Raw genomic sequence first — 22,336 nt, forward strand, 5'->3', positions numbered from 1 at the left:
ACCGAGCCGCGGTGACGGCGAACATCGCGATCATGGCCGAGTGGGTGCGCGCGGCGGGCGTGCGGTTGGCCCCGCACGGCAAGACCACGATGGCTCCCCGGCTGTGGGCCGACCAGCTCGCCGCCGGCTCGTGGGGGATCACCTTGGCCACCGTCTGGCAGGCGCAGGTGGCGCGATCTTTCGGCGTCGCGCGAGTCCTGCTGGCCAACGCGCTGGTCGACCCGGTGGGATTGCGCTGGGCAGCGGCCGAATTGGAGCGTGACCCGACTTTCGAGTTCGTCTGCTGGGCCGACAGCGCCGAAACGGTCACGCTCATGGACGCGCACCTGCGTGAGGTTCCGGGGCGGGCGCGCATCCGGGTGCTGGTGGAACTCGGCGGCCCACACGGCCGGACCGGCGCGCGCACGGTGGAACAGGCGCACGCCGTAGCGCGGGCGATCGACGCGGCATCCCGGCTGACGCTCGCGGGGGTGGGCGGCTACGAAGGCGCGCTCGCGCACGACCGTTCGCCGTCCGGCGTCGGCGCGGTGCGCGACTACCTCGGCGAACTCGCCCGTCTGCATCGCGAACTCGCCGCGGCCGGACGGTACCGGTGCCCGGCGATCGTCACCGCCGGTGGCAGCGCCTACCCGGAACTGGCGGTCGAGTACCTGGCTGCGCTGTCCGACGAGTCGGGCAGCAACGGCGTCGCCACGACGGTCGTCCTGCGCTCGGGGGCGTACGTCATCCACGACGACGGCTTCTACGCGAGCATGTCGCCGCTGGCGGCGCCCGGATGCGCGCGGCCGCTGCGCTCGGCGATGCACGGCTGGGCGCGAACCGTGTCGCGTCCGGAACCTGGGCTGGCCCTGCTCGACGCGGGCAAGCGCGATCTTCCTTTCGACGAAGGGATGCCGATTCCGCAGCGTGTCGCGGGCTCTCGGGGCGGCGCGCTGGACCCGGCCGCGACGGTGTCGGCGCTCAACGACCAGCACGCGTTCCTCCGATTGCCCCGTGGCGCCGCCGCGGAGTTGCCGATCGGCGCGGTCGTGCGCCTCGGGCTCTCGCATCCGTGCACCGCCTTCGACAAATGGCGGCTCATTCCCGTGATCGATGACGCCGACGCAACGGTGCCGCGCGTGGTCGACTTCCTGCACACGTTCTTCTGACGATCCGGCGAGCCGGACGCGTCGCGCGCTCGAGCATTCGGTACGCAGCGCGGACCGTTCGCGTTCCTCAGCCGTCCGACGCGAGCAGCGCGCGCGCCAACCGATCCAGCGCCGGGCGCGGATCGAAGTCCGGCTCGGGGTTCACCAGGTGGTGCAGGATGATTCCGTCGAACTGGCCGACCAGGATCCGAGTGGTCGCCTGATCGCCGCCGACCTCGGCCAGCAGGCCCGCGGCCCATTCGGTCAGTCTGCGGTGCCCGCGCCGGACGCTCTCGCGCAGCGCGGGCATGGTCTGCGCCTCCAGGAACAGTGCGTATCGGGCCAGGGTGCGCACGCGGTCGGCCCGCGCCGCGTGGACGACGAAGGCCGCCATGCCGTCGACGAGTTCGGTGATCGTGCCGGGGGCGGGTTGCCGGTTGAGCGCCTCCCAATCCGCGTAGTCGCGCGTCTCGAGCCGCTCGGCGATCCCGATCAGCAGCGCTTCCCTGGTGCGGAAGTAGTTGGAGGCCGAACCGGCGGGCATGCCGGCGACCTCGTCGACCGCGCGGTGGGTGAGCGCGCGAGTGCCGCGCGAGCCCAGCAGTTCGATCGCCGCGTCCAAGACTAGTTCGCGCTTGGTGGACATCCTTTGATACTACAGCGGTAGTGATACGGGTTACAGGCCCATGATCGACACTACATTCGTAGTAGGCTGGGGTGGTGGCTGCTCGCCGAGCGGTCGGGAGAGAGGGGAACTCATGCCCGAGGCGCTCGTTGTCGGCGGTGGTATCGGCGGTCTGGCGGCGGCCGTGGCCTTCCTGCGGCAAGGGTGGCGCGTCGAAGTGCTCGAGCGCGCCGCGGAGATCACCGAGGTCGGCGCCGGATTGTCGCTGTGGCCCAATGCCCTTCGCGCCCTCGACGCGCTCGGCGTGGGCGAGCAGGTGCGGGACCGGGCCGTCGAGGAAGGGGCGGCGGGCATCCGCGACCGCGCGGGGCGGTGGCTGACCAGAATCGATGCCGAGGCGATCCGGGCGAGGTACGGCAGCCCGGTCATGATGCACCGCGCCGATCTGGTGGACGTGCTGCGTTCGGCGCTCCCGGCGCGTGCGGTGCGCACCGGGGTCGCCGTGGCCGAGGCTCGGGCCGACGGCACGGTCGTGCACTCGGCCGGCACGTCCGGTGGCGACGTGGTCGTCGGCGCCGACGGTCTCCGCAGTGTCGTGCGCCGGGCCGTCTGCGGTGCGGTGCGGCCGCGCTACAGCGGCTACACCGCGTGGCGAATGGTCGTCGCGCCGCACGAGCCGGTCACCGGCATGGGCGAAAGCTGGGGGCGCGGGGAGCGTTTCGGATACGTCCCGCTCGCGGACGGCCGGGTCTACTGCTTCGCCACCGCGAACATGCCCGAGGGAACGCCGGGCGGCGGAGCGGCGGAATTGCGCGCCCGGTTCGGCGGATGGCACGAGCCGATCCCCGCTCTGCTGGCCGCGGCCGGAGAGGCCGAAGTGCTGAAGCACGACCTCTACGACCTGCCCGCGCTGAAGACATTCGTGGCCGGGCGGATCGCGCTGGTCGGAGACGCCGCGCACGCGATGCTGCCGACTCTCGGGCAAGGAGCTTGCCAAGCGCTGGAGGACGCGGTGGTGCTCGGCAGAGTGGCCGCGGTGGGCGCCGGCCTGGGCGATTACGACCGGGAACGCAGGCCGCGCACCCGGATGATCGCGTCCCGTTCCCGCCGGATCGGCGCGGTGGCGCAACTTTCCTTCCCGCCGTCGGTCGCGATCCGTGACGCCTTGGTCCGGGCGATTCCCGGCTCCGTGCAGCTGAGATCGCTGGCTTCGGTGCTGGATTGGCGTTGCTGACCGCCTTACGGTGCGGGGAAGGCGCGCAGCGCGCGCTCACAGCGGGCGGCCTGGGTACGCAGGGCTTCGACCAGTTCCGGCGGGCCGGCCAGCAGTGTGAAATCGAGATCGACCGAGGTGATCATCCACACCAGCTGCTCAGCTGACTCGGCGCCCACGAGCAGGCGGCAGCTGTGGTCGTCGACCGCCTCCAGGACGCCCATCCCGGGCCAGACGCGGTCGGCGGCATACGCCGCGGAACGGTGCAGCAGTACCGTCGCCTGCTGGGGCCAGGCACGGGTGGACAGCCGCATCGAAAGATACGCCGCCACATCGCCTTCCGGCGGCTCACGGGGCGGGAAGCGCGGGCCGGTCGGGATGCGCGGGGTGATCCGGTCGGCGCGAAAGGTGCGCCAATCGGCGCGGTCCACGTCCCACGCGACCAGGTACCAGTGCCTGCTGAAATGCACGAGCGTGTGCGGCTCGACGATACGGACACTGGGCGCGCCGTCGAGCGCGCGATAGTCGAACCGCAGCCGCTCGTGGCGCTGGCACGCTTCGGCGACGGCCATGAGGGTGTCCGGACGGACCTCGCTGCCGGGAGCGCCGACGCGCAAGGTGGCGCCGCGCAGCGTGCGGACCCGGTGGCGCAGGCGCGGCGGCAGCACCTGTTCCAGCTTGGTCAGCGCGCGCAGCGACGCTTCCTCGAGCCCGGTCACGGCGCCCGCGGAAGCGCCGCGCAAGCCGACCGCCACCGCGACGGCCTCCTCGTCGTCGAGCAGCAGCGGCGGCAGCGCGGCGCCCGCGCCGAGGCGGTACCCGGCGGCGCCCTGGGTGGCGTGCACCGGGTAACCGAGTTCCCGAAGCCGATCGACGTCGCGGCGCACCGTACGCGCGGTGACCCCGAGCCGTTCGGCCAACTCGGCGCCGGTGCGGTCGCCGGAGGTCTGTAGCAGGGCCAGCAGTTTGAGCAGGCGGGCCGACGTTTCCAGCACGACCCCAGGATGCCGGAAACTTAGGAACGATCGCGTCCTAAGCGTTTCCTACCGTGGCAGACATGACTACCGACCAGGACATTCGCCCGTTCCACATCGACATCCCGCAGGAGAAGATCGACGACTTGCACCGCCGCCTCGCAGACACCTCCTGGCCGAGCGAGCTGCCAGGCGTCGGGTGGGACAAGGGGATGCGGGTGTCCTATCTGCGCCCGCTGGCCGAGTACTGGCGCACCGAATTCGACTGGCGCGCGGTCGAAGCGAAGTTGAACGAGCTGCCGCACTTCGTCACCGAGATCGACGGGCGGCAGGTGCACTTCCTGCACGTCCGGTCACCGGAGCCGGACGCCGTGCCGCTGGTGCTCAATCACGGCTGGCCCGCGTCGTTCGTCGAGTTCCTGGAGGTGCTCGGACCGCTGAGCGATCCCCGCGCGCACGGCGGCGACCCGGCCGACGCGTTCCACCTGGTCGTGCCTTCGCTGCCGGGCTTCGCGTTCTCCGAGGTATCCCCTGAACCGGGGGCGGGCTCGACCGATCGGTTCGCGGAGGTGGTCGCGACACTGATGGCGCGCCTGGGTTACGACCGCTACGGCGTGCAGGGCGGCGACGCCGGGTACTTCGTCGCCGCTCGGTTGGGGCATATCGCCCCCGAGCACCTCCTGGGCCTGCACGTGAACGGGCCGATCACGATTCCCGCGTGGGACGGCGGTGACGCCGAATCGTGGGGGGAAGCCGGAACCGAGGGCCAGTGGTCCTCGGCCGATGCGGAGCCGGAGTACAGCCCGGAGGATCAGGCGAAGCTGGCCGTGCTCACCGGCCCCGAAAGCTACGCCCGGTACGACTACGCGACGCTGCAAGCCAACCGTCCGCAGACGCTGGCCATCGGCATGCAGGATTCGCCCGCCGGGCTGCTGGCCTGGATCACCGACCTGTTCCGGCAGTACACGAATCCGGCGATCGAACTGCCCGGGGACGCGGTGGGCAAGGACGCCCTGCTGACCAATGTCAGCCTGTACTGGTTCACCGGAACCTTCGCCTCCTCACTGCGGCTCTACAGCGAATCCGCGGCCTGGGGAGCAGCGGTGCGAAAATCCGATGTGCCGACCGCCGCGGCGCTCTTTCCCGGGGATATGTCGATCCGCAAACTCGCCGAGGAGGCGCACAACATCGTCCGGTGGACCGAATTCGACCGCGGCGGGCATTTCGCGGCCATGGAAGCGCCGGACCTGTTGATCGCGGACGTGCGCGAATTCTTCCGCAAGCTGCGCTGACCGGGCGGACGGTCGCCGCGGGCGGAACCTGCTAACCGCCGCCGTAGCGCGCGTGCATGGCGGCCGCCGTCGCCGCGAGCCGGGCGCGCAACTGCGGCGGTTCCAGCACTTCGACGAATTCGCCGAGCTGGAGGAGCCCGTGCGCGAGCACGTCGAAGGACTCGGACGGCACGATCACTTCGACCCACCCTTCGGCATCGGGCGCTCCCGCCGAGGCCAGCGCCTCCGGGACCGCTGCCGGATCGATCGTCAGCCGCAGCAACCGCAGGTGAGTGGCGGCGATCCGGCAGCGCGCCCGGACCCGCAGCATCGAACGGGCGAAATCGTCGGCGGCGTCGGTCCAGTGCGCTCGCAGATCGAAATCGGCCGGACGGGTGAAGGATTCGCCGGTCGGCTCGGCGGAAAGGATCCGGCCCACCCGATAGGAGCGGGACGTGTGCCCGCTGCGGGCCACCAGGTACCAGGTGCCCGCCTTGAGTACCAGGCCGAGCGGGTCCAGCAGGCGCTCGACCACCTTGTCCTTGCGGCCGTAGCGCACCCGCAGCGTGCGGTCGTGCCAGAGCGCGTCGGCGATCGTCGCGAGCGTCGGCGTCTCGTCCGGCCGGTGGAACCACCCCGGCACGTCGACGTGCACCCGCTCGGCGATGCGGGTCGCGCGTCCGCGCAGTTCCGGCGGCAGCGCGGCCAGCACCTTCAACTGCGCGGTGGCCAGCACGGTGCCGAGCCCGAGATCCGCGGCCGCGCCGGGCAGGCCGGTCAGCAGCACCGCGTCGGCTTCGTCGGTGGTGAGGCCGGTGAGCCGGGTACGGTAGCCGTCCAGCAGCCGCACGCCACCCGCGCGGCCCGGCTCGCTGTAGACGGGCACACCGGCCGCCGAGAGCGCCTCGATGTCGCGATACACGGTGCGCACCGAGACCTCCAGTTCCCTGGCCAGTTCGGGCGCGGTCAGCCGGCCCCGGGTCTGCAACAGCAGCAGCAGTTGCACCAGTCGACTCGCCCGCATGCCCGCGACACTAGCCGGAAACCTTGACAGAAGACGGCAAGTTTTGCCCGTACCGTCCCGGTCATGACCAGTTGGAGTCTCTTCACCGAAGAAGCGCCGCACATCGCCGAGATCTTCCTGCGCAGGCATCGCGCCGCGGGGAATCTGTGCATGCTCGGCACCCTCCGTTCCGACGGGTACCCGCGGATCAGCCCGATCGAGCCGCGGGTCTTCGCGGAGTGGCTGGTGCTCGCGGGCATGCCGGGCACGACCAAATTCCGCGACCTCGCGCGGGATCCGCGCTTCTGCCTGCACACCGCCACCGTCGACACGAACGTGTCCGACGGCGACGCCAAACTGTTCGGCACCGTCGTGGACCTGCCCGACCGGGACGTGCACACCCGCTTCGCCCAGCATCTGTTCGACGAGACCGGCTTCGACATCAGGGGCCAGGAGTTCGACCACTTCTATGTCGCCGATCTCACCGGCGCGTCGACGGTGGAGGTCGCGGGCGACCACCTCGACATCACCATCTGGAAGCCCGGCGAAGGGGAGCGCGTGGTGCACAAGCACTGAGCCCGCGACCGCACGCGCTCACCGGCGACTCGGGCTGTTCCGGCGACGGACGAGGAAGTCCCGCTCCGTGTCGTTGCCGGTGCGGGCGATGGCGGCGTCGTAGGCGGCGGTGGCCTCGGCGGTGCGGCCGAGCCGGGTCAGCAGGTCGGCGCGGATGGCGTGGAACAGGTGGTAGCCATCCAGTGGCAAGGCGTCCACCTGCGTCAATGCTGCTGCCGGACCGTCGACTTCGGCGACGGCGACCGCGCGGTTCAGTGCGACGATCGGGCTCGGATCGAGCGCGCCGAGCTGGTCGTAGAGCCGCAGGATCTGGGTCCAATCGGTGGCCGCCGCTGTCGGTGCGTCGGCGTGCACCGCGTTGATCGCCGCCTGCAGCTGATACGGTCCCGGCCGGCTGCGGCGCAGGCACTGCCGGACGAGCGCGTGCCCCTCGGCGATGAGATCGCGATCCCACCGGCTGCGGTCTTGTTCCGCGAGCGGCACCAGCGACCCGTCGGGAGCGGTGCGCGCGGACCGGCGGGATTCGCTGAGCAACATCAGCGCGAGCAGGCCCGCGCCTTCGGGTTCGTCCGGCATGAGGCCGGCCAGCAAGCGCCCGAGGCGGATCGCCTCGGTGCACAGGTCGCCACGGGCCAGTCGCGCACCAGAAGCGGCCGTGTGTCCCTCGGTGAAGATCAGGTACACGACGGCGAGTACCGCGCGCAGCCGGGCGGGCAGCTCCACGTCGGCGGGGACCCGGTAGGGAATGCGGGCGTCACGAATCTTGCCTTTGGCGCGAACCAGTCGCTGCGCCATGGTCGTTTCGGAGACCAGGAACGCGCGGGCGATCTCGCCGGTGCTCAGTCCGCCGAGCAGCCGCAGCGTCAGCGCGACCTGCGCGGGCAGCGCGAGGGCGGGATGACAGCAGGTGAAGATCAACCGGAGGCGGTCGTCACGCACGGCGCTCGTCGCCTGCTCCGGTTCGTCCGCGTCGTGCAGAAGGGCGGCCTGCGCGTGCCGGTCCGCACGGGTGGCCTCCCGGCGCAGGCGGTCTATGGCCCGGTTGCGCGCGGTGGTGATGATCCAGCCCGGCGGACTCGGCGGGAGACCGTCGTCGGGCCAGCGCTGGACGGCGGCGGCGAACGCGTCCTGCACCGCGTCCTCGGCCACGCCGATGTCGCCGAAGACGCGGATCAAGCTCGCCACCGCACGGCCGTAATGCTCGGCGAAGACCGCCTCGATCACCGAGCCGGTCACCGGTTCACCCATCTATTCGTCCTGGATAGGCCGGACTTCGACGGGCAAGGTGAGGACGGCGGTGAGCCTGCGGCCCCACTCCAGCGCCTCGTCGAGATCGGCGGCGCGGATGACGGTGAACCCGCCGATGTGCTCCTTGCCCTCGACGTAGGGGCCGTCGGTGACGAGTACGTCGTCGCCGCGGGCGTGCAGCACCGTGGCGGTGCTCGGCGCGTGCAGGCCCGCCGCGAACACCCACGCCCCCGCCGCCCGCATCTCGTCGTTCAGCGCGCCGAGATCGCGCATGATCTCGTCCAGGTTGTCCGGGACGCCTTCGCCGTCGGGCTGGTAGATGCTGAGCAGGTAGTGCTTCATCGCGTCGTCCTCCTCATCCGCGCCGGTAGGTGGTGATGATGACACCGGCCTGCACCGGGCCGTCGTATCGATGCGCCCATCCGCAGTGCGTGAATCCGTCCCTGACTTCCTCGTCTGCCCTCCCAGAGGCCTGCATGACGCCGTCCAGGGTGAGGTGTTCCACCGCGATGATCTCGCTCATCTCCGCTCCTTCCGCGACCGGCCCCGCGCCGGTCTCATCACGTACACGAACGAGGTTGGTGCGGATCGACAGCGGGCGCGGAAAAATCGGGGAATCGGGCGACTTGCTGCTCGAACCGGCCCGCAACGACCACTTCGCCGGGGCACTCGGGCGCGGCGGATGCGCAGTGGGGTCAGCGACGGGTCTCTCTGCGGACGTCCGGATCGGTAGTTTGCCCGGCGAGGCGGCGGGTATCAGGTGGTGGTGACCGGGCGCGACGACCCAGGCTGTGAATGAGCTTGCATGGTCATGCATAATCATCACATGGACGATCTCTCGGGTGGGCCCGTCGTGCGGGTCGCGGTAGCCGGCGCCAGCGGGTACGCGGGCGGCGAAGTGTTGCGTCTGCTGCTGGGACATCCGGCCTACCGATCCGGGCGCCTCGTCATCGGGGCGCTGACCGCGGGCTCGAACGCGGGCACCGCGCTGGGGGAGTTGCAGCCGCATCTGCTGCCGCTGGCCGATCGGGTGCTCGCGCCGACCACGGCCGCCGAACTCGCCGGCCACGACGTGGTCTTCCTCGGCCTGCCGCACGGCCAGTCGGGGGCCATCGCCGCCGAGTTGCCCGAGTCCACGGTGATCATCGACTGCGGCGCCGACTTCCGCCTCACCGACCCGAAGGCCTGGGAGAAATACTACGGCAGCCCGCACGCGGGCAGTTGGCCCTACGGTTTGCCCGAACTGCCCGGCGGCCGGGAGAAGCTGCGCTCGGCGACCCGGATCGCGGTCCCGGGCTGCTATCCGACCGTCGCCAGTCTCGCGCTGGCTCCCGCCGTCGCCGCGGGCATCGTGGAGCCCGCCGTGCACGTGGTCGCGGTCAGCGGCGCGTCCGGCGCGGGCCGCAAGCTGGACATCGGGCTGCTCGGGTCGGAGGTGATGGGCTCGGCGCGGGCCTACTCCATCGCGGGCGCGCACCGGCATACGCCGGAGATCGCGCAGAACCTCGCGGCCGCGGGCGGCGCCGAGGTCGCGGTGTCGTTCACTCCCGTGCTCGCGCCGATGCCGCGCGGCATCCTCGCCACCTGCACCGCGCCGACTCGCGTAGATGCCGCGCAAGCCCGCGCCGTCTACGAGAAAGCCTATGCCGACGAGCCTTTCGTGCACCTGCTGCCGGAGGGCGTACTCCCGCAGACCGGTTCGGTGCTCGGTTCCAACGCCGTCACCCTGCAGGTGGCGGTGGACGCCGACGCGGGCCTGCTCGTGGTGATCGGCGCGATCGACAACTTGACCAAGGGCACCGCGGGCGCCGCGGTGCAATCGATGAACCTGGCCCTGGGATTCGACGAGACCGCAGGACTTTCCACCGTAGGAGTGGCACCGTGACGACAGCCGACATCGCCAGCGGCAAGCTGGTCCGGACCCAGGGCGTGACCGCGCCGCTCGGCTTCCGCGCGGCGGGCATCGCCGCGGGCATCAAGGCCAGCGGCAAGCCGGATCTGGCGCTGGTGTTCAACGAGGGGCCGGAATACCCGGCCGCGGGCGTGTTCACCCGCAACAAGGTGAAGGCCGCGCCGGTGCTCTGGTCGCAGCAGGTGCTGACCGGCCAGCGGTTGCGCGCGGTGATCCTGAACTCCGGCGGCGCCAACGCCTGCACCGGACCGGGCGGCTTCCAGGACACCCACAAGACCGCCGAGGAACTGGCCGCCGCCCTGAGCAACTGGGGCACCGAGACCGGCGCGGGCGAGATCGCGGTCTGCTCGACCGGCCTGATCGGCGACCGGCTCCCCATGGACAAGCTCATCCCCGCCGTCACCGAGATCGTGCACGAGATGGGCGGCGGCCTGTCCGGCGGCTCGGATGCCGCCTGGGCCATCATGACCACCGACACCGTGCCGAAAGAGGCGGCGTTCCACCATCGCGACAAGTGGAACGTCGGCGGCATGGCCAAGGGCGCGGGCATGCTGGCCCCGTCGCTGGCGACCATGCTGGTGGTGCTCACCACCGACGCGGCGGTGACCGCCGACCAGCTCGACCAGGCCCTGCGCAACGCCACCGCGCGCACCTTCGACCGGCTCGACGTGGACGGTTCGTGCTCCACCAACGACACCGTGCTGCTGCTGGCCAACGGCGCCAGCGAAGTCACCCCGAGCCAGGAGGAACTCGACGCCGCCGTGCTCGCGGTCTGCGACGACCTGGCCGCCCAGCTGATGGCCGACGCCGAGGGCGTCACCAAGCGAGTGCTGGTCACCGTCGCGGGCGCGGCCACCGAGGACGAGGCCCTGGCCGCGGCCCGCACCGTCGCGCGCGACAGCTTGGTCAAGACGGCGCTGTTCGGGTCCGACCCGAACTGGGGCCGTGTGCTGGCCGCTGTCGGCATGGCGCCGGTCACGCTGGATCCGAACCGGATCTCGGTGTCGTTCAACGGGAAGCCGGTGTGCGTCGACGGTGCCGGCGTGCCCGGCGCTCGCGCGGTCGACCTGTCCGGCGCCGACGTCGAGGTGCGAATCGAGCTGAACGTCGGTTCGGCGAGCGCGACCATCCGCACCACCGACCTCTCCCATGGTTACGTCGAAGAGAACTCGGCCTACAGCTCATGACCAGCGAGATGTTGCACCGGCTCTCGGCGCTGGACAAGGCGCACGTCCTGGCCGACGCGCTGCCGTGGCTGCAGAAGTTCCGGGACAAGGTCGTCGTCGTGAAGTACGGCGGCAACGCCATGGTCGACGAGCAGCTCAAGCAGGCTTTCGCCGCCGACATGGCATTCCTGCGCACGGTCGGCGTGCATCCGGTGGTGGTGCACGGTGGCGGCCCGCAGATCAGCGCGATGCTGAAAAGGCTCGGCCTGCAGGGGGAGTTCCGCGGCGGCTTCCGGGTGACCACGCCCGAGGTGATGGACGTGGTGCGGATGGTGCTGTTCGGCCAGGTCGGGCGGGAGCTGGTCGGGCTGATCAACACGCACGGCCCGTACGCGGTCGGCATCTCCGGTGAGGACGCCGGGCTGTTCACCGCCACCCGCCGCACCGTCGAGGTGGACGGCGAGCCCACCGACATCGGCCTGGTCGGCGACGTCACCGAGGTGAACCCGGACGCCGTGCTCGACCTGATCGGCGCCGGCCGCATCCCCGTGGTGTCGACCATCGCGCCGGACGCCGAAGGCGTGGTGCACAACATCAACGCCGACACCGCCGCGGCGGCGCTGGCCGAGGGCATCGGCGCGGAGAAACTGGTGGTGCTCACCGACGTCGAGGGCCTGTACACGAACTGGCCGGACCGATCGTCGCTCACCTCCCGCATCGATACGGCGGCGCTGGCCGAGTTGCTCCCGCGCCTGGATGCGGGCATGGTGCCCAAGATGGAAGCCTGCCTGCGCGCCGTGACGGCCGGGGTGCCGACCGCGCATGTCATCGACGGCCGGGTCCCGCACGCCGTGCTGCTGGAACTGTTCACCGGAGAAGGAATCGGAACGATGGTGACTCCCGCCCCGCTCATCCCGAGCGGGTCCGGCGCACCGGACGGAACGAAACAATGAGCACAGCTGAACTGCAGAAGCGGTGGTCCGCCGCGCTGATGAACAACTACGGCACGCCGAAGGTCGCGCTGGTGCGCGGGGCGGGGGCCGTGGTCTACGACGCGGACGGCAAGCGCTACGTCGATTTCCTCGGCGGCATCGCGGTCAACAGTCTCGGCCACGCCCACCCCGCGATCCTGGAGGCGGTCACCCAGCAGCTCGGCACGCTCGGGCACGTGTCGAATCTGTACGCCAGCGAACCGGTCGTCGAGTTGGCCGAGCGGTTGCTCGCGCATTTCGGCGACGGTGAGGGCCGGGCGTTCTTCTGCAATTCCGGCACCGAGGCGGTCGAGGCGGCATTCAAGATCGCCCGGCTCACCGGGCGGCCCAAGCTGGTCGCCTGCGAAGAAGCCTTCCACGGCCGCACGATGGGCGCGCTCGCCCTCACCGGGCAGCCGTCCAAGCGGACCCCGTTCGAACCGATGCCGCCCGGCGTCGTGCACGTGCCCTACGGCGATGCCGCGGCGCTGGAAGCCGTCGTCGACGAGGACACCGCCGCGGTGTTCCTGGAGCCGATGATGGGGGAGAGCGGCGTGGTGGTTCCGCCGTTCGGCTACCTCGCCAAGGCACGCGAGATCACCGCGCGCAAGGGGGCGCTGCTGGTGCTGGACGAGGTGCAGACCGGCATCGGCCGGACCGGCAAGTTCTACGCCCACCAGGCCGTCGGCATCGTGCCGGACGTGATCACGCTGGCCAAGGGGCTCGGCGGCGGACTGCCCATCGGCGCGGTGCTGGCCAACGGACGGGCGGCCGATCTGCTCACCCCCGGCCTGCACGGCACCACGTTCGGCGGCAACCCGGTGTGCGCGGCGGCGGCGCTGGCGGTGCTGCGCACGATCGACGAGACCGACCTGCTCTCGCACGTCGAGTCGGTCGGCAAGCGGCTCAGCGACGGCATCGAGCTGCTGGAGCACCCGCTGATCGATCAGGTGCGCGGTGCGGGCCTGCTGCTGGGGATCGTGCTCACCGACCAGGTGTCCGCGCAGGTCGAGGCGCGGGCGCGGGAAGCGGGTTACCTCGTCAACCCGGCCAAGCCGGACGTGATCCGGCTGGCGCCGCCGCTGGTGCTCACCGAGACCCAGGCGGACAATTTCGTCGCCGACCTGCCGGAGATCCTCGACGCCGCGCTCGCGGACGCGAAAGGAGCTGCGGCGCAATGAGCCTTGTGAGGCACTTCCTGCGTGACGACGACATCACCCCGGCCGAGCAGGCCGAGATCCTCGCCCTCGCCGCCGAACTCAAGAAGTCGCCGTTCGCGCGGCGTCCACTGGAGGGCCCGCGCGGCGTCGGCGTGATCTTCGAGAAGAACTCCACCCGCACCCGGTTCTCCTTCGAGATGGGCATCGCCCAGCTCGGCGGGCACGCGGTGGTCGTCGACGGCCGCGACACCCAGCTGGGCCGGGAGGAGACCCTCGGCGACACCGGCCGGGTGCTGTCCCGGTACGTCGACGCCATCGTGTGGCGCACCTTCGAGCAGTCCCGGCTGAACGAGATGGCCGCCACCGCGACGGTGCCGGTGGTCAACGCGCTGTCCGACGAGTTCCATCCCTGCCAGGTGCTCGCGGACCTGCAGACGCTCGCCGAACACAAGGGTGAGCTCACCGGGCGTGAACTCGCCTACTTCGGCGACGGCGCCAATAACATGGCGCACTCGCTGCTGCTCGGCGGCGCCACGGCGGGGCTGAACGTGACCATCGCCGCGCCCGCCGGTTTCGAGCCGCAGCCGTGGGTGGTGGAGGCCGCGCGCAAGCGGGCCGCCGAGACCGGCGCCACCGTCACGGTGACCGGCGACCCGGTCGCCGCCGCGTGGGGCGCCGACGCGCTGGTCACCGACACGTGGACTTCCATGGGACAGGAGAACGACGGATTGGACCGAGTCGGTCCGTTCCGGCCGTTCCAGATCAACGCCGAGTTGCTCGCCCACGCCAAGCCGGATGTGGTCGTGCTGCACTGCCTGCCCGCCCACCGCGGCGACGAGGTCACCGACGAGGTGCTCGACGGCCCGCACAGCGTGGTGTGGGACGAGGCGGAGAACCGCCTGCACGCGCAGAAGGCGCTGCTGGTCTGGCTGCTCGAGCGACGATCCGGGGGAGCGGCGTGACCGAGGTCAGAAGCGGCCCTGCCATCGCGCGCACCCGCGCCGGACGGCAGTCGCGCATCGTCGAACTGCTGTCCGCGCACGCGGTGCGCAGCCAGACCGAACTGGCGGCGCTGCTCGCGGCCGAAGGCATCGAGACCACCCAGGCCACGCTGTCGCGGGATCTGGACGAGCTGGGCGCGGTGAAGCTGCGCGCCGCCGACGGCGGTGCGGGCGTCTACGTGGTGCCCGAGGACGGCAGTCCCGTCCGCGGCGTCACCGGCGGCACCGACCGGCTGTCCAAACTGCTCGGCGACCTGCTGGTCTCCACCGACGCCAGCGGCAACATCGCGGTCCTGCGCACCCCGCCCGGCGCCGCCCACTACCTGGCCAGCGCCCTCGACCGCGCCGCCCTGCCGTACATCGTCGGCACCATCGCGGGCGACGACACCATCGCCGTCATCGCCCGCGAACCGCTCACCGGCGCGCAAGTGGCCGCCAAGATCGAGGAAATCGCCTGACCCGTCCCAGCCACGACCGCTGGAGCACGACGTGTTCGCAGGCCGCCCCCCAGTTGTGAATGGGCTTGCATCGTCGTGCATAATCATTTGCAGAACGACGCGGGCCCGCTCAGGCTGGTCTCGGCGTCGGGGCCGGGCCGTTCCCACCGCTCGGACACCCGCCATACTGCTGATACACCCACCGAACATCGAGGAGCACACAGAACATGTCCGAGCGCGTCGTACTCGCCTACTCCGGTGGGCTGGACACCTCCGTCGCGATCAGCTGGATCGGCAAGGAGACCGGCGCCGAAGTGGTGGCGGTGGCCATCGACCTCGGCCAGGGTGGCGAGGACATGAACGTGGTGCGCCAGCGCGCCCTGGACTGCGGCGCGGTCGAGGCGATCGTCATCGACGCCCGCGACGAGTTCGCCGACCAGTACTGCCTGCCCACCATCCAGGCCAACGCGCTGTACATGGGCCAGTACCCGCTGGTGTCGGCGATCAGCCGCCCGCTCATCGTCAAGCACCTGGTCGAGGCCGCCAAGTTCCACGGTGCGACCACCGTCGCGCACGGCTGCACGGGCAAGGGCAACGACCAGGTCCGCTTCGAGGTCGGCATCGGCGCGCTCGCGCCCGACCTGAACGTGATCGCCCCGGTGCGCGACTACGCGTGGACTCGGGAGAAGGCCATCGCCTTCGCCGAGGAGAACGCGCTGCCGATCAACGTCACCAAGAAGTCGCCGTTCTCCATCGACCAGAACGTGTGGGGCCGCGCGGTGGAGACCGGGTTCCTCGAGGACCTGTGGAACGCCCCGACCAAGGACGTCTACGACTACACCTCCGACCCGACCGTCAACTTCGAGGCGCCGGACGAACTGATCGTCACCTTCGACAAGGGCGTGCCGGTGGCCATCGACGGCCGCCAGGTCAGCGTGCTGGAGGCGATCGTCGAGCTGAACAACCGGGCGGGCCGCCAGGGCGTCGGCCGGCTGGACATGGTCGAGGACCGCCTGGTCGGCATCAAGAGCCGGGAGATCTACGAGGCTCCGGGCGCGCTCGCGCTGATCACCGCGCACCAGGCGCTGGAGCACGTCACCATCGAGCGCGAACTGGGCCGCTACAAGCGGCAGGTCGAGCAGCGCTGGGGCGAGCTGGCCTACGACGGCCTGTGGTTCTCCCCGCTCAAGCGCGCCCTGGACGCCTTCATCGGTGACACCCAGCAGCACGTCTCCGGCGATATCCGGATGGTCCTGCACGGCGGCTCCGCCGTGGTCAACGGCCGCCGCTCGGAGCAGTCGCTCTACGACTTCAACCTGGCCACCTACGACGAGGGCGACACTTTCGACCAGTCCCTGGCCAAGGGCTTCGTCCAGATCCACGGCCTGTCCTCCAAGGTCGCCGCCCGCCGCGACCTGAACCAGAAGTAACCGCCGAGCGTGCCGGTGCCCGACCCGGCACCGGCACGCCGACGGCTACCACGAGGTCCTGGTCTGAGTCGGCCACCGGTTGTGCGCACCGAACGCCAGCAGTGCGTGGCTCGAGAGCGATCAGTACGCCGGGGTGCAAGCCATTTGCTCGGGCGCGCGAGACGGCTGTTCTCGATAGACGACGTCGAGCAACTACCCCTCAGACCAGTCGCGTCGAGCACGAACGCACAATCGATCCTCAAAACAACGCGACAACTGATCTCGCGAGAACATGGGTAACTCCCCGGGTACGCCCAAAACCCGAGCGGCACTCACGCAGGACCTGAACGCAAATCACCAAATACCCAACTAGTACGGCCTGAATACGCGGAGAGGCGGACCAGCACATGAGCGGGAGTACGAACCAAGGTGCGCTCTGGGGCGGGCGATTCGCCTCCGGCCCGGCCGAGGCCATGGCCGCGCTGAGCAAGTCGACGCACTTCGACTGGGCGCTGGCTCCCTACGACATCCGCGCCTCGAAGGCTCACGCGCGCGTGCTGCACAAGGCGGGCCTGCTTTCGGAGTCCGATCTCGCGGGCATGCTGGACGGACTGGATCGCCTGGCGGCGGACGTGGCGTCGGGGGCGTTCGGTCCGGCCGAGTCGGACGAGGACGTGCACGGCGCGCTGGAACGCGGCCTGATCGAGCGCGTAGGGGCCGAGCTCGGTGGCCGCCTGCGGGCGGGGCGTTCCCGCAACGACCAGGTGGCGACGCTGTTCCGGATGTGGCTGCGCGACGGCGTGCGCCGGGTGGCCGCGGGTGTGCTCGCGGTGATCGACGCGCTGGTCGAGCAGGCTGCCGCGCACCCTGACGCGGTGATGCCCGGCAAGACGCATCTCCAGGCGGCTCAGCCCGTGCTGCTGGCCCACCATCTGCTCGCGCATGCCCACCCGCTGTTGCGCGACCTCGATCGGTTGCGCGATTTCGACCGCCGAGCGGCCGTGTCGCCGTACGGTTCCGGCGCGCTGGCGGGTTCCTCGCTCGGGCTGGACCCGGAGGCGATCGCCGCCGAACTGGATTTCGACGCGGCGGCCGCGAACTCGATCGACGCCACTTCGGCGCGAGATTTCGCCGCCGAAGCCGCGTTCGTGCTGGCCATGATCGGCGTCGATCTGAGCCGCATGGCCGAAGAGGTGATCTTGTGGAGCACTCCGGAATTCGGCTACGTCACCCTGGCCGACGCTTGGTCGACCGGCTCGTCGATCATGCCGCAGAAGAAGAATCCCGACGTCTCCGAACTCACCCGCGGCAAGGCGGGCAGGCTGATCGGCAACCTCACCGGCCTGCTGGCCACCCTCAAGGCGCAACCGCTGGCCTACAACCGTGACCTCCAGGAAGACAAAGAACCCCTGTTCGACTCGGTCGCGCAACTCGAACTCCTGCTGCCCGCCATCGCGGGCCTGGTCTCGACGCTGACCTTCCATACCGACCGCATGGCCGAACTCGCGCCCGCCGGCTTCACGCTGGCCACCGACATCGCCGAATGGCTCGTTCGTGAGGGTGTCCCGTTCCGGGTCGCGCACGAGGCGGCGGGTGCGTGCGTGCGCGCCGCCGAAACCCGCGGCGTCGGCCTCGACGAGCTCACCGACGAGGAGTTCGCCGCCGTCGACCCGGCACTGACCGGGAAGGTGCGCGAGGTGCTCACCGTGCAGGGGTCCATCGCTTCCCGCAATGCCCGCGGCGGCACGGCCGGCGCGCAGGTCGCGGTGCAGTTGGCGGAAGTGCGCGAAGCGGCGGCAGCGGCGCGGGCCTGGATCGGCTGACCCGCAGGCCGGATGCCGCAGTCCACGACGCGTTGCGGCCTATCCGGCGACGGTGACGTCCGCGCCGCTGAACAGCAGATCGCCGCGACGCCCGGCGCCCCGAGCGGAATCCGGCACGATCTCGGCTTCTGGCACGAGTTCGCGCAACTGCCGGAGAAACACCTCGACGGCCAGGGTCGCCATGCTCTTGCCGGGGCACACATGCCTACCGAACCCGAAGGTCAACGGCAGCTTGCCGGTCCCGTGCAGTGCCAGACAGTCCGGGAAGACCTCCGGATCGCGGTTGGCCGCGGCGAACAGCACCAGCACCGGTCCCGGAGGCAGCCGCGTGCCGCTGGACAGCACGACCGGCGTCCTGGCCAGGCGCTTCCACGCCACCAGTCCGGGATCGAGCTGGAGGATCTTCGCCGCGACGCGGGTGCCGCCGTCCGCTTCGGCGAGCAGGTCCCACCAGGCCCGGTCCGGATCGCCGAGCAACCGCTGGACGCCTTGCTGGATGCTGCCGCTCACCGTGTGCACTCCGGCGGCGAGCGAATTCGCCATGGCCGAGACGGCGATCCGGTGGGAGAGCCCGGCGTCGCGCAGCCTGCGCGCGAACCCGGGCGCCTCGCTGCTGCGGCCCTCCCGCACCGCTTCGCCACTCACGGTGAACAACCAGCCGAGCGCGCTCACCGCGTCGGCCAGTTCGCGTCCACGCAGCACCCGGCCGAGCAGTCCCGATTGCGCTCCGCTCCAGGCCGCCACGTGCGGCCAGTCCGCCGCGGGCAAGCCGACCGCGGCGCCGACGGTCCGGGCGGCATAACCGATCGACAGCGCGGTCACGTCCAACGGCGAGCCGGGCCGGAATTCCGCCTCGCGTACCGCCTCGTGGAAGTGCTCGGCCATTGCCGCGGCCCGGTCGGCCCGATCAGCCGGGGAGATGGTGAAATGCCCCGACGGTCCGGCCATGGTGTTCCACACGCGCTTGTGCAACCGGTCGTCGGCCAGGTTGGCGGTCGCCTTCGCAGGCGGCGGTACCAGGTGCCGGAGAAAATGCGGAATGGCTCGCGGGGTGGCCGCGATCCGCGCGTAACCGACCAGCGGGTCCAGTGAATTGGCGTTGGAGATGCCCGGCGTCGTCGCGTCCAGCACCTCGCGGACGTCGGCGTACTTCCAGATCATGCGCAGCCCCGACCGATGCGCGTAGCTCGGTTCGGGCCAGTCGTGCAAACGCCGATACCGCTCGTCGCGCTCGGTATACGGCAACTCGTTACAGGTCACTTCATCGAAGGGAAAGGCGGTTTCCGCAACGTCCGAGCAATGCATCGGCCGATCGTATTGACGCGGTGACCGCGGCCGCCCGAGTGTGCATTCCCCCTGCTGGGGAGCGGCAGCGACCCCGGCGGCCGCGCGCCGCGACTCTCGCTACGCTGCGAAAATGACCTTGCTCCTGCTCGCCCTGGCCATCGCCTCCGAGGTGACCGCCACTGTTTCGCTCAAGCTTTCCGAAGGTTTCACCAAACTGGTCCCATCGATCGTGGTGGTGGTCGGTTACTGCGCGGCGTTCTTCTTCCTGGCCCAGGCGCTGAAGCGGGGCATGGCGATCGGGGTCGCCTACGGCATCTGGTCGGCGGTGGGCGTCGCGGCGATCGCGCTGATCGGCGTGCTGTTCCTGAACGAGCGGTTGACGGTGGTGCAGGTCGGCGGCATCGCGCTGGTGATCGTCGGCGTGCTGGCCTTGGAACTCGGTGGCGCGCACTGACTCCGGCGCGACGACCACCGCGCCGCGGAACGCGTGACCGCTCCGGTCAATCCGCGACGCGGACCGCGTATCCGGCATTCGCGAGTGCGGTGTGCACGTCGTCACGATGATCGGAACCGCGTGTTTCCAGGGTGAGCGCCACTTCGACTTCGTCCACCGCCAGCCAGGTTCCGGTGCGGGAGTGCGCCACATCCACGACACTGGCCCCCGTCTTGCCGATCACCGCCAGCAGCGCCCCCAGTGCGCCCGGACGATCGGAGATCGTCACTCGCACGGCGAGATAGCGGCCCGCCGCGCTCAGGCCGTGACCGATCACGCGGGTCAGCAGCAGCGGGTCGATGTTGCCGCCGGTCAGGATCGCGCAGACCGGCCCGCGCAGCTCGAGTTCCTCCGGCGCGTGACTCATCAGCGCGGCGACCGCCGCGGCGCCCGCGGGCTCGACGATGAGCTTCGCGCGTTCCAGGCACAGCAGCAACGCCTGCGACAGCGCCTCTTCGTCCACTGTCACCACGCGCGAAACATGCTGCGCCACCTCGGCGAACGGCACCCGGCCCGGCTGCCCGACCGCGATCCCGTCGGCCATCGTCGACATCCGCTCGACGCGAACCGGATGGCCCGCCGCCAGCGAGTCCGGCCACGCGGCCGCTTCCGCCGCCTGGACCCCGACAACGCGCACGCTCGGCGTCAGCTGACGCAGCGCGACCGCGACTCCGGCCAAGAGCCCACCGCCGCCGGTGGGGACGAGCACCGTGCCGACCTCGGGCAGTTGCTCCATGATCTCCCGGCCGACGGTGGCCTGACCGGCCACGATATCGGGATGGTCGAACGGGTGGATCAGCGTCGCCCCGGTACGCTCGGCGAACTCCAATGCGGCGTCCAATGATTCGTCGATGGTCTCGCCGACTTGGCGCACCTGCGCGCCGTACGCCTTGGTCGCCATCAGTTTCGGCAGCGAGGCCCCGACCGGCATGAACACCGTGGACGCGATACCGAGCGAGGCTGCCGCCCACGCGACGCCCTGCGCATGGTTTCCGGCGCTCGCGGCCACGACGCCGCGCTCCCGCTCCTCCTGCGGCAGATTAGCGATCCGGTTGTACGCTCCGCGCGGCTTGAACGATCCGGTGCGCTGCAAATTCTCGCACTTCAGCCACACCTCGGCGCCCACGCGCTCGGACAGCACCCGCGACGCCACCAGCGGCGTGCGCCGGATCACCGGCGCGAGCAGCCGCTCCGCCGCGTCGATCCGGGACATGTCGACCGACTCCATACCGCCATGCTGCCACTCGGGCACGCCGGATCAGGCGGCTCTGGCGAGGTTGTGGGCCAGCGCGCCCAGCCGGGCCAGGCGGGCGTCACCGAGCGGGGTGATCCTGCTGCCGAGGCGATTGGTGACGAAGCCGAGCGACATCCCGGTCGCCGGGTCGGCGAAACCGCCGGAGCCGCCAAGGCCGAAATGGCCGAAAGCCGAAATCGGTTCGGCCTTGGACGGCTTCATCGGCACGCCGTGGTAACCGAGGGCCCAGGGGATGCGGAAGGCCAGTACGTAGTCGGGGGTGAACACCTGCCGCCGGGTCATCCGCTCGATGGTGTCGGGGCGCAGCAGCTGGTATCCGTCCAGGTGCCCGCCGTTGGCGAGCGCCCCGTACACGCGCGCCAGCGCGCGGGCGGAGAAGACGCCGTTGAGGCCCGGCATCACCGAATCGTGCAGGCGCGGGTCGGCCACCAACTCGGCGAATCCGACCGGTGTGGTGTCGGCGGCGGCCGCGAAACGGGTGCGGGCGAGCATTCGGGCGCCGCGCTCCCAGCTCATGCCCGCGACCGTCAGGCGCGGGAAATTCGTGGCTACGCGCCCGCGCTCGGCCGTGGGCACCCGGAACCACAGCTCGTCGGCCGCCAGCGGTCGCGCGATCTCGCTGCGCAGCACCTCGGTGAATTCCGCTCCGGTCACCCGGCGCACCAGCTCCGCGGCCAGGTGCCCGTAGCTGATGCCGTGATAGCCGCTGGTCACCTTGTGCCGCGGATCGGGAGCGGCGGCCGCGAGCGCCGCGGTGACCGCGGCGTCGTCGAAGAATCGCTCGACCGGCCCCGGCAGCAGTCCGCGCAGCCGGTGCAGCCCGGCCCGGTGGGTCAGCATCTCCCGCACGCTGATGCGATCCTTGCCGGCCACCGCGAACTCGGGCCAGTACGTCGCGAGCGGTTCGTCGTAATCGATCAGGCCGCGTTCGACCAGCCGGTGCACCACCGTGCTGGCAATGCCCTTGCCGGTCGAATACGCCATCGCGACCGTGTCGTGCACCCAGGGGACGCCTGGATGCGCGTATCCGGCCCAGACGTCGACCACCCGTTCGCCGTGCAGGTAGATCGCCAGCGCGCCGCCGCCGTCGGACGGCCGCCGGAAGAGCCGGTCGAACTCCTGTGTTCGATTTCCAGCGCCTGCGGCGCTGGGTGTTCGCGGCCCCTCTATGGCTCGCGTCCGAGTGGCCGCCGCTTGCTCCTTCGTCGCGGACGCGGCGGCCACTCGGACGCGAGCCGGGCCGCGAACGGCGCATGCTCGGTCTCGCTTCGCTCGAAACCGGTGGTTGGGCCTGTGTGGTGGCGTGCGGCCGTCGCCTTGCCACTTGGGCTTGCGCCTGCCGTGATGGTGCCACCGCTAGGCCGCCGAGCCGCGGGGGCAGGAGG

Annotated in this window: 22 protein-coding genes; 13 read left to right on the forward strand and 9 right to left on the reverse strand. The window is 70.8% G+C overall.

All coding sequences use genetic code 11. The features are described from left to right. The coding region (locus ON27_RS10490) for a type III PLP-dependent enzyme domain-containing protein (protein ID WP_043723481.1) at positions 1 to 1,148 on the forward strand (1,148 nt) is incomplete at its 5' end. Positions 1,149 to 1,215: 67 nt separating this feature from the next. Here ON27_RS10490 and ON27_RS10495 read toward each other — a convergent pair. Then, positions 1,216 to 1,773: a TetR/AcrR family transcriptional regulator gene (locus ON27_RS10495; protein WP_043723485.1), complete on the reverse strand. Its 558-nt coding sequence runs from the start codon at positions 1,771 to 1,773 to the stop codon at positions 1,216 to 1,218. Positions 1,774 to 1,885: 112 nt separating this feature from the next. Here ON27_RS10495 and ON27_RS10500 point away from each other — a divergent pair, with 112 nt between their 5' ends. Then, the gene (locus ON27_RS10500; RefSeq protein WP_043723488.1) at positions 1,886 to 2,986 is read left to right on the forward strand and encodes an FAD-dependent monooxygenase; all 1,101 of its coding nucleotides are present in this window, start codon (positions 1,886 to 1,888) and stop codon (positions 2,984 to 2,986) included. A gap of 5 nt (positions 2,987 to 2,991) precedes the next feature. Here the strand turns inward: ON27_RS10500 and ON27_RS10505 are convergent, their stop codons facing one another. Beyond that, positions 2,992 to 3,960 (reverse strand): helix-turn-helix transcriptional regulator, encoded by a 969-nt coding sequence (locus ON27_RS10505; RefSeq protein WP_043723491.1) that lies wholly within the window; start codon positions 3,958 to 3,960, stop codon positions 2,992 to 2,994. Positions 3,961 to 4,022: 62 nt separating this feature from the next. On the opposite strand from ON27_RS10505, the gene ON27_RS10510 reads away from it, so the two are divergent. Next, positions 4,023 to 5,231 (forward strand): epoxide hydrolase family protein, encoded by a 1,209-nt coding sequence (locus ON27_RS10510; protein WP_043723501.1) that lies wholly within the window; start codon positions 4,023 to 4,025, stop codon positions 5,229 to 5,231. Positions 5,232 to 5,262: 31 nt separating this feature from the next. Here ON27_RS10510 and ON27_RS10515 read toward each other — a convergent pair whose 3' ends face one another. Next, complete coding sequence (locus tag ON27_RS10515) at positions 5,263 to 6,234, reverse strand: helix-turn-helix transcriptional regulator (protein ID WP_043723504.1); 972 nt, start codon at positions 6,232 to 6,234, stop codon at positions 5,263 to 5,265. A 63-nt stretch (positions 6,235 to 6,297) separates the two neighbouring features. Here ON27_RS10515 and ON27_RS10520 point away from each other — a divergent pair, with 63 nt between their 5' ends. Further along, positions 6,298 to 6,789: a pyridoxamine 5'-phosphate oxidase family protein gene (locus ON27_RS10520; protein ID WP_043723509.1), complete on the forward strand. Its 492-nt coding sequence runs from the start codon at positions 6,298 to 6,300 to the stop codon at positions 6,787 to 6,789. An 18-nt stretch (positions 6,790 to 6,807) separates the two neighbouring features. Here the strand turns inward: ON27_RS10520 and ON27_RS10525 are convergent, their stop codons facing one another. From ON27_RS10525 to ON27_RS42795, 3 genes are read right to left on the reverse strand one after another with little or no spacing between them, the layout of a single operon-like run. Then, complete coding sequence (locus ON27_RS10525) at positions 6,808 to 8,037, reverse strand: RNA polymerase sigma factor (RefSeq protein WP_043723512.1); 1,230 nt, start codon at positions 8,035 to 8,037, stop codon at positions 6,808 to 6,810. Then, positions 8,038 to 8,379: a YciI family protein gene (locus ON27_RS10530; RefSeq protein WP_043723515.1), complete on the reverse strand. Its 342-nt coding sequence runs from the start codon at positions 8,377 to 8,379 to the stop codon at positions 8,038 to 8,040. It abuts the gene before it with no gap. Between the two features lie 13 nt (positions 8,380 to 8,392). After that, on the reverse strand, positions 8,393 to 8,560 hold the full coding sequence (locus ON27_RS42795; protein WP_157227144.1) for a hypothetical protein: 168 nt from the start codon (positions 8,558 to 8,560) through the stop codon (positions 8,393 to 8,395). A gap of 303 nt (positions 8,561 to 8,863) precedes the next feature. On the opposite strand from ON27_RS42795, the gene argC reads away from it, so the two are divergent. From argC to argH, 8 genes are all read left to right on the forward strand, one after another. Beyond that, a complete protein-coding gene (gene argC / locus ON27_RS10540) occupies positions 8,864 to 9,922 on the forward strand; it encodes an N-acetyl-gamma-glutamyl-phosphate reductase (RefSeq protein ID WP_043723566.1) in 1,059 nt (352 codons plus the stop codon). Next, complete coding sequence (gene argJ / locus ON27_RS10545) at positions 9,919 to 11,136, forward strand: bifunctional glutamate N-acetyltransferase/amino-acid acetyltransferase ArgJ (protein ID WP_043723523.1); 1,218 nt, start codon at positions 9,919 to 9,921, stop codon at positions 11,134 to 11,136. The genes argC and argJ overlap by 4 nt, the downstream gene beginning before the upstream one ends. Further along, positions 11,133 to 12,068 (forward strand): acetylglutamate kinase, encoded by a 936-nt coding sequence (gene argB / locus ON27_RS10550; protein WP_043723526.1) that lies wholly within the window; start codon positions 11,133 to 11,135, stop codon positions 12,066 to 12,068. The genes argJ and argB overlap by 4 nt, the downstream gene beginning before the upstream one ends. Continuing rightward, positions 12,065 to 13,267: an acetylornithine transaminase gene (locus ON27_RS10555; RefSeq protein WP_043723528.1), complete on the forward strand. Its 1,203-nt coding sequence runs from the start codon at positions 12,065 to 12,067 to the stop codon at positions 13,265 to 13,267. The genes argB and ON27_RS10555 overlap by 4 nt, the downstream gene beginning before the upstream one ends. Next, positions 13,264 to 14,208, forward strand: a complete 945-nt coding sequence (gene argF, locus ON27_RS10560; RefSeq protein WP_043723532.1) for an ornithine carbamoyltransferase — start codon at positions 13,264 to 13,266, stop codon at positions 14,206 to 14,208. Before ON27_RS10555 ends, argF begins: the two co-directional genes overlap by 4 nt. After that, entirely contained in the window at positions 14,205 to 14,705 is a 501-nt protein-coding gene (locus tag ON27_RS10565; protein ID WP_043723536.1) for an arginine repressor, read from the forward strand. Before argF ends, ON27_RS10565 begins: the two co-directional genes overlap by 4 nt. A 206-nt stretch (positions 14,706 to 14,911) precedes the next feature. Then, complete coding sequence (locus ON27_RS10570) at positions 14,912 to 16,114, forward strand: argininosuccinate synthase (protein WP_043723538.1); 1,203 nt, start codon at positions 14,912 to 14,914, stop codon at positions 16,112 to 16,114. A 386-nt stretch (positions 16,115 to 16,500) separates the two neighbouring features. Continuing rightward, entirely contained in the window at positions 16,501 to 17,916 is a 1,416-nt protein-coding gene (gene argH / locus ON27_RS10575) for an argininosuccinate lyase (protein ID WP_043723541.1), read from the forward strand. Between the two features lie 39 nt (positions 17,917 to 17,955). Here the strand turns inward: argH and ON27_RS10580 are convergent, their stop codons facing one another. Further along, the gene (locus tag ON27_RS10580; protein WP_157227145.1) at positions 17,956 to 19,221 is read right to left on the reverse strand and encodes a cytochrome P450 family protein; all 1,266 of its coding nucleotides are present in this window, start codon (positions 19,219 to 19,221) and stop codon (positions 17,956 to 17,958) included. Positions 19,222 to 19,333: 112 nt separating this feature from the next. On the opposite strand from ON27_RS10580, the gene ON27_RS10585 reads away from it, so the two are divergent. Further along, complete coding sequence (locus tag ON27_RS10585; RefSeq protein ID WP_043723548.1) at positions 19,334 to 19,657, forward strand: DMT family transporter; 324 nt, start codon at positions 19,334 to 19,336, stop codon at positions 19,655 to 19,657. A gap of 46 nt (positions 19,658 to 19,703) precedes the next feature. On the opposite strand, the gene ilvA is transcribed toward ON27_RS10585, so the two are convergent. Both ilvA and ON27_RS10595 read right to left on the reverse strand, forming a co-directional pair. Further along, on the reverse strand, positions 19,704 to 20,924 hold the full coding sequence (gene ilvA, locus ON27_RS10590; protein WP_043723552.1) for a threonine ammonia-lyase: 1,221 nt from the start codon (positions 20,922 to 20,924) through the stop codon (positions 19,704 to 19,706). Positions 20,925 to 20,954: 30 nt separating this feature from the next. Then, a complete protein-coding gene (locus ON27_RS10595; protein WP_245559905.1) occupies positions 20,955 to 22,175 on the reverse strand; it encodes a serine hydrolase domain-containing protein in 1,221 nt (406 codons plus the stop codon). Positions 22,176 to 22,336: the final 161 nt, after the last annotated feature.

The organism is Nocardia asiatica NBRC 100129 (assembly GCF_000308415.1).
Taxonomy (GTDB): domain Bacteria; phylum Actinomycetota; class Actinomycetes; order Mycobacteriales; family Mycobacteriaceae; genus Nocardia; species Nocardia asiatica.